Source organism: Dehalococcoidales bacterium, from assembly GCA_030698765.1.
Taxonomy (GTDB): domain Bacteria; phylum Chloroflexota; class Dehalococcoidia; order Dehalococcoidales; family UBA2162; genus JAUYMF01.
This window is the reverse complement of sequence record JAUYMF010000052.1, coordinates 1-6,310: the sequence shown is the minus strand read 5'-3', so window position 1 is coordinate 6,310 and position 6,310 is coordinate 1. Positions and strand designations below refer to the sequence as shown.

The 6,310-nt window shown below is 55.2% G+C and carries 6 protein-coding genes; all 6 read right to left on the bottom strand.

Going from position 1 to position 6,310, the window contains the following annotated elements:
* On the bottom strand, nucleotides 1-619 hold a 619-nt coding region (locus Q8Q07_02620; GenBank protein MDP3879185.1), incomplete at its 3' end, for a dipeptide/oligopeptide/nickel ABC transporter ATP-binding protein.
* Nucleotides 616-1,623, bottom strand: a complete 1,008-nt coding sequence (locus tag Q8Q07_02615) for an ABC transporter ATP-binding protein (protein MDP3879184.1) — start codon at nucleotides 1,621-1,623, stop codon at nucleotides 616-618. The genes Q8Q07_02615 and Q8Q07_02620, both read right to left, overlap by 4 nt.
* Nucleotides 1,624-1,628: 5 nt before the next feature.
* Nucleotides 1,629-2,723 (bottom strand): ABC transporter permease, encoded by a 1,095-nt coding sequence (locus Q8Q07_02610; protein ID MDP3879183.1) that lies wholly within the window; start codon nucleotides 2,721-2,723, stop codon nucleotides 1,629-1,631.
* Nucleotides 2,724-2,734: 11 nt separating this feature from the next.
* Nucleotides 2,735-3,712, bottom strand: a complete 978-nt coding sequence (locus Q8Q07_02605) for an ABC transporter permease (GenBank protein MDP3879182.1) — start codon at nucleotides 3,710-3,712, stop codon at nucleotides 2,735-2,737.
* 22 nt (nucleotides 3,713-3,734) lie between these two features.
* On the bottom strand, nucleotides 3,735-5,450 hold the full coding sequence (locus tag Q8Q07_02600) for an ABC transporter substrate-binding protein (protein MDP3879181.1): 1,716 nt from the start codon (nucleotides 5,448-5,450) through the stop codon (nucleotides 3,735-3,737).
* On the bottom strand, nucleotides 5,447-6,310 hold an 864-nt coding region (locus Q8Q07_02595; GenBank protein ID MDP3879180.1), incomplete at its 5' end, for an aldehyde ferredoxin oxidoreductase C-terminal domain-containing protein. The genes Q8Q07_02600 and Q8Q07_02595, both read right to left, overlap by 4 nt.

The window sequence follows — 6,310 nt, the reverse complement described above, 5'->3', positions numbered from 1 at the left end:
GTCCAAGCTCATGCTGCAAGTCCTGGAGCAGATTCAGAATCTGCGCCTGTATCGAGACATCCAGGGCGCTGACCGGCTCATCAGCCACAATCAGTTCCGGGTTCACCGCCAGCGCCCGGGCAATGCCGATGCGCTGTTTCTGTCCGCCGCTCAGCTCGTGGGGATATCTGGCCGCGTGCTGCGGTTCCAGACCTACCCTTTGCAGCAACTCCTCCACCTTCCCCGGCCTTTCCCGCTCATCACCCAGGTCGTGCACCAGCAACGCTTCCCCGATGGAGTCGCCGACTGTCATCCGGGGGTCGAGGGACGACTGCGGGTCCTGGAATATCATCTGAGCCTCTTTACGCAGCGTTTTCAGCTGCTTTTTGCTCCAATGGATGATATCGCTGCCTTTATACAGGATACTGCCCGCGGTCGGCTCTTCCAGCCTCAACAAAGCTCTGCCCAGGCTGGACTTACCACAGCCGGACTCGCCGACCAGTCCCAGGGTCTCCCCCTCCGTCATATCCAGCGAGACCCCATCAACCGCCTTGACATCAGCCACATGACGGGCAAACATGCCCGCCGTGACCGGGTAATATTTCTTCACGTCGCGGGCTTCCAGTAATTTCACATTCATTGTGACACCACATCTTCTTTGGCTGGGCTCGCTTCCGGATACAGGTGACAGGCGACGATATGCTCCCCGGAGATGGTGACTTCCTGCGGCCTTACCCGCTCACAGAACGCCAGCCGCTGCTGGCAGCGGGGGCTGAAGATACAGCCCTCCGGCGGGTCAATCAGGCTCGGTATCATCCCCGGGATGGGAGTCAGTCTGTCCCGCCTACCCGGGATACCGGGCAGGCAGTTAATCAACCCCAGCGTGTAGGGGTGCAGCGGGTGGTCAAAGATATCGGCGGCGGTGCCGGCTTCAGCCAGCCTGCCGCCATACATCACAATTACACGGTCGGCAATCTCCGCCACCGTACCCAGGTCATGGGTGATGAACAGGATAGACATGTCCCTTTCCTGCTTCAAGCCCCGGAAGATATCCAGGATCTGCGCCTTGATGGTGGTATCGAGGGCGGTAGTCGGCTCATCGGCGATGAGAATTTCAGGGTCGCAGGACAACGCCGCCGCAATCATGATTCTCTGTCGCATTCCCCCGGAGAACTGGTGAGGGTAATCTCTGATTCGCGCTCCCGCCTGAGGGATACCCACCTGTTCCATCAGGTGCAACGCCCTGTCCATGGCCGCCCTGCTATTCAGCTTAAGGTGCAGACTCACCTGCTCGGCAATCTGGTCGCCAACGGTGAACACCGGGTTCAATGCAGACTGCGGATCCTGGAATATCATGGCGATGCGGTTACCACGAATCTGCTTCATCCTTTCCAGTGAACACTGCAACAGGTCCTCACCATGGTACAGTATTTCGCCGTCAACTATTTTGCCCGGGGGGTTGTCAATCAGACGCAGCACTGATAGCGCCGTGGCGGTCTTGCCACAGCCTGACTCACCGACCAGGCACAGGCTCTCTCCCCGGCGGAGACTGAAGCTGAGATCATCAACCGCCTTGACCACTCCGTTGCGGGTGAAAAAGTACGTCTTCAGATGACTGGTCTGTAAAATAGTACTGTCCGTCATAGTTCCTAAATTTGACTCCGGGGGTCGAAGGCATCCCTGATGCCGTCTCCCAGAAAATTGAAGGCGAGCACAGTCAGAAAGAGGATAAAGCCGGGTTCCACCGCCACCCACCAGGCGGTATCCAGGCTATTTTGACCGGAATACAGGACAACCCCCCAACTGGTAACCGTCGGGTCGCCCAGGCCGATAAAGCTCAGCCCTGCCTCAGCCAGAATGACCCCCGGTATGGATAGAGTGGCAATAACGATAACCGAGCTCAGTACATTGGGGATGAGGTGCCGGAAGATGATGCGAGCATCGCTGGCTCCCAGGGATTTAGAAGCCATAACGAACTCCCGCGTCCGCAGGGACAGGGCTTCGCTCCTCACCAGCCGGGCGGTACCAGTCCAGCCGGTGAGACCGATGGCAACGATGATAAAAACCAGGGACGGCCCGAAAATAAAGATAATAAATACCAGCAGCAGGAAGAAGGGGAAGGTCATCATGATATCGGTAAACCGCATCAGGGCATTATCCGCCCACCCCCCCAGGTAAGCCGAGAGCACGCCCATGACCGTGCCGATGAATATCGCGATCAGGGTAGCCATCAAACCCACCTGCAAAGACACCCGGGCGCCGGAGACGAGCATCGCCAGCATATCCCTGCCCTTGTCGTCAGTCCCCAGGGGATGCCGCCAGGTACCGGGGGTCTCTGTAGTCAGAAATTCTTCTGTTTCCAGGTTATATATTGACTGCTGCGTGGTAAAGCCCACCGGGGGCAGGTTTTTCTCCTCGAAGTTCACCCTGGTGGGGTCCAGGGTAAAAAGAGGGCCAAAGACAGCCACCAACACCAGGAAGATGATAAAGGCCAGCCCCGGGACGGAAAGCCGGTGCCGCCTCGTCCTCTCCCAGTAGTACACGGTCAGCCGCCGGTTGACGTAGAGCGGGTACAGTCCGTAGCCGACGGTCAGAACGGCAAAGAACAGGTAAAAGTACTCCAGAGGTTCCAGAATACCACCGAAAAGATAAACATCGCCGAGAAGGAACAGAACCAGTCCCAGCAGCGCGCAAAGGACGATCAGGTTTCTCCGTCCGCCGACTCTACGGCTAATCTTTACCATTATCTTTCCCATCAGTCATAGCGTATTCTGGGGTCAAGCCGGGTATAGACGATATCAGTAACCAGGTTGGTAAGCAATACCACCATCGCCCCGATGAGGGTAATGGTCACCACCACCGGATAATCGTTGGCAAAAATGGCATTGAAGGACACTCTGCCCAGCCCGGGGATACCGAAGATAATTTCGGTGAGATAGGCGCCACCGAAGACAACCCCGCTCAGGTCAAAGAGTATGATGGTAATGACAGGCAGGATGGCGTTCCTTAAAACGTGCTTACCGATGACAACACGCTCCGGCAGGCCCTTGGCCCGGGCAGTGCGGACAAAATCCTTTCTTAAATTGTCCAGGGTAGCCGAGCGGGCATAACGGGTATAGCCGGCCATCATCCCCGTACCCAGCGTAATCACCGGCAGGATAAGGGCTTTTAAATTAGCCAGGGAAAACAGGGGCACGCCGGTGTCATAGTAGGTCTTGAACCAGCCCAGCTGCACCGAGAATACCAGGATCAGCATGATACCCAGCCAGAAATTGGGAATAGATACGCCGATGAAAGAGAAAAAGGTAGCCAGGTAATCAGTCCTGGTATACTGCTTGACCGCCGAGTAGACCCCGATTAATATCCCCAGGCTGGTGGAAAACAACATACTGAGCAGGATAAGCTGGAAGGAATAGACCCAGTGCCGCTGAATCAGCTTCAGTACCGGCATGGAGGTACTGAAAGACCACCCCCAGTCGCCGCGAAACAGGTTGGCCACGTAGGTCAGATACTGCTCATACAGCGGTTTATCCAGTCCGTATCTGGCTTCAACGGCGGCAATCACCTGGGAAGGGTCCTGGGTGCGGGCTGACATGTTCGCCAGGTACCTGTCAGCCGGAGAGCTGGGACCTACCCGGAGCAGGATAAAGGTAACGGTGACCACGCCCACCGTTATCAATACCGCATAGATAAGCCTTCTGATGATATAACCCTGTAATCCACCCCTGCGCAAAGGCTCGCTCCCTCAGAAGAAACTATGGTTCGGCAAAGTGCCACTTATGGTAGTTCCAGCCCAGCCTCATTCCGACATCAATCCCGGTTACATTAGCCTGAAAACCGTGGTTGCCTCTGGGGAAAGTAAGAAAGTCTACCGGCTGGTCGTCAGCGATTATCTGGCTTATCTCGGCATAAAACTCTTTGCGCGCCTCTTCATCCAGCGCCTCTTTCGAGCTAACCTTCACGAAGAGCTCATCAATCCCCGGATTAGAGTATCCCCAGAAATTCAATCCGCCGTCGGAGGTGAAAAACACCCTGGAACCGGAAGGAGCGATAGGATGGGTGTTAAACGCCATTATTATCATGTCCCATGGTTCATCACTCACCGCATCAGGGCCATTATTATATCTGGGCTCCTGTTCAGTACCGGGAGCTTTGTTCATTACATACTGCCTGAGGAGAGTAGGCCAGGGTACCAGTTTAACCTCCACCTCGATGTCAATATCCGCCAGCTCCTGTTTCACCAGAAAAGCAAGATTTTCGGAGATATTACTGCCCGGGGTGGTGACTAAAGTGAGTTTGACAGGTTGCCCGTCTTTACCACGAACGGTTATTGTCCCGTCCGTATTACTGATACCATAACCGGCTTCATAAAGCGACTGTTTGGCTTTTTCCTTATCGTAGAGTGCGCCATAGCCGAAGGTCGGCACCCCTTCGTCGGTATACCAGGGAGAAGGCTTGGGAATGAAGCTGAACGCCGGGTCGCCGAAGCCAAGACGGATGGAATCAATCACCGCCTTTTTGCTGATGGACATGGAGAGCGCCTGCCTCACCTGCTTGTTATCAAGGCCTTCCCAGCCATTGTTCCTCAGGTTATAGATTATTAAATCGTAGCCGCTGGTAGGCACGGTATGGACATTAATACTCTCCATCTCTTTGAACCTGGCAACCTCCTGCGGTTCGATGCCGGTATAGGTAATATCCCCCGCCTCCAGGGCGGCATGGCGCGCTGCCGGAGTACCCAGGATCTTGGTAACGTACTGCTCGAAGTAAGGAGAGCCGTCATCCTGCCCCAGGTAAAAGTCCGGGTTACGCTCGACAACATACTTGTCATTCCGAATCCATTCCTTAAAGCGGTACGGCCCCAGGTTGCCGGTATAGGTCAGGTTATTGAACTCATCGGCCTCGGTAAATGCCTTAACATCACCCTCATATTGGACGGCGATATGCCTGGGATAAGGAGTCAGGGAATAGACGGAATTATCGATAAATTCGGGGTCCACGGTCTGTCTTTTGATGACAAAGGTAGTCTCATCAACTACCTCCGGCTCCACAAATACCATCTCGCCATCGACCGCCTCCTGCCAGTCACTCTTGTAGGGGTAGTTAAGCCAGTCGGAGAACATCAGGTTCTTCAGGGTATAGACATAGTCCCCGGAGGTTACGCTGGTATTATCGCTCCATCTGAGGTCATCCCGGATGGTAATGGTGTAGGTCAGACCGTCCTCGGAGATTGCCACCGGCTTCGCCAGATGATGGAGTACCACGTTCCACTGGTTATCATAGGTAGCCAGACTACCAATAGTATATCCGGCATAGCTGAACGAAGAGGCGTCAGCCGCCAGAATCCAGTTCAGGGTCTCGGCATCTCCTCCCGAGGTCCCCTCAATAAAAATACCCTGCGGCGCTGGCGGCGAGGCACAACTGACCAGAGATAAAACCAGTGCCGGCAGTAGCCCGATAAGCTTTTTCATTTCTCAATTCCTAACCTTGATAGCAGTGAATCCGGAGGGTTGCCGGTAGCTAAATCGTAGCCCATTGACCGGTAGAAGTCGTCCTTCAGTTCCTCCAGGGGCGCCACGGCTCCCGCGGTCGGCCCGTCAGGCTTGGGCTCCTTCAGCAATCTCTCCGGAAGCGTGTCATGCTCCCGGGTCAGCCCCTCCCGCATATTAAAGAGCCTCTCCTGGGTCATTATCCTTACCCCGGCCTCCCTGAGGTCATCAACAGACCAGGGTTCCCCGTATAAAGCCGCCAGGGAATCGGCCAATATACCCATATCATACACCCGGCGGGCAAAGGAGCAGACAATAAGAGAATCACAAACCATCTCATGTATCGCCCCTTTCTTGACGTACTCGCCCTTCCCTTTAACCTCAAGCCGCGTACCATCGAATATCTCCTGCCTGCCCGGTAAACCGTAGCCATGATGACAGCCGCCGCGGGCGTCAATGGCAAACTGCAAAGCCTGCCCGTTCAAGCCACGGCACTCGTAACCGCCAAGCTCCAATCCTTTTACCTGCATGGCAAAGGCCTCTGAACCCTTGATCTCCTCGGACAATCTCCTGGTACCCCTGGCCAGTTCCTTTCCGAACCCTTCCTGCCCGGCGATCTTCCTCAGCATGGCAATCATGGCTTTATCGTCACCGAAGCGGAGCTCGACGCCGCCGGTATCTTCGATACTGATCAAGCCCTTCTCGAAACACTCCATGGCGAAGCCGATGGTGATTCCGGCGCTCATCGTGTCGATACCATACTCGTCACATATCTGGCTGGCTGCGATAACCGCATCCATTTTATCGATCCCGCAGGTAGTACCGAAGGCATAGATTGTCTC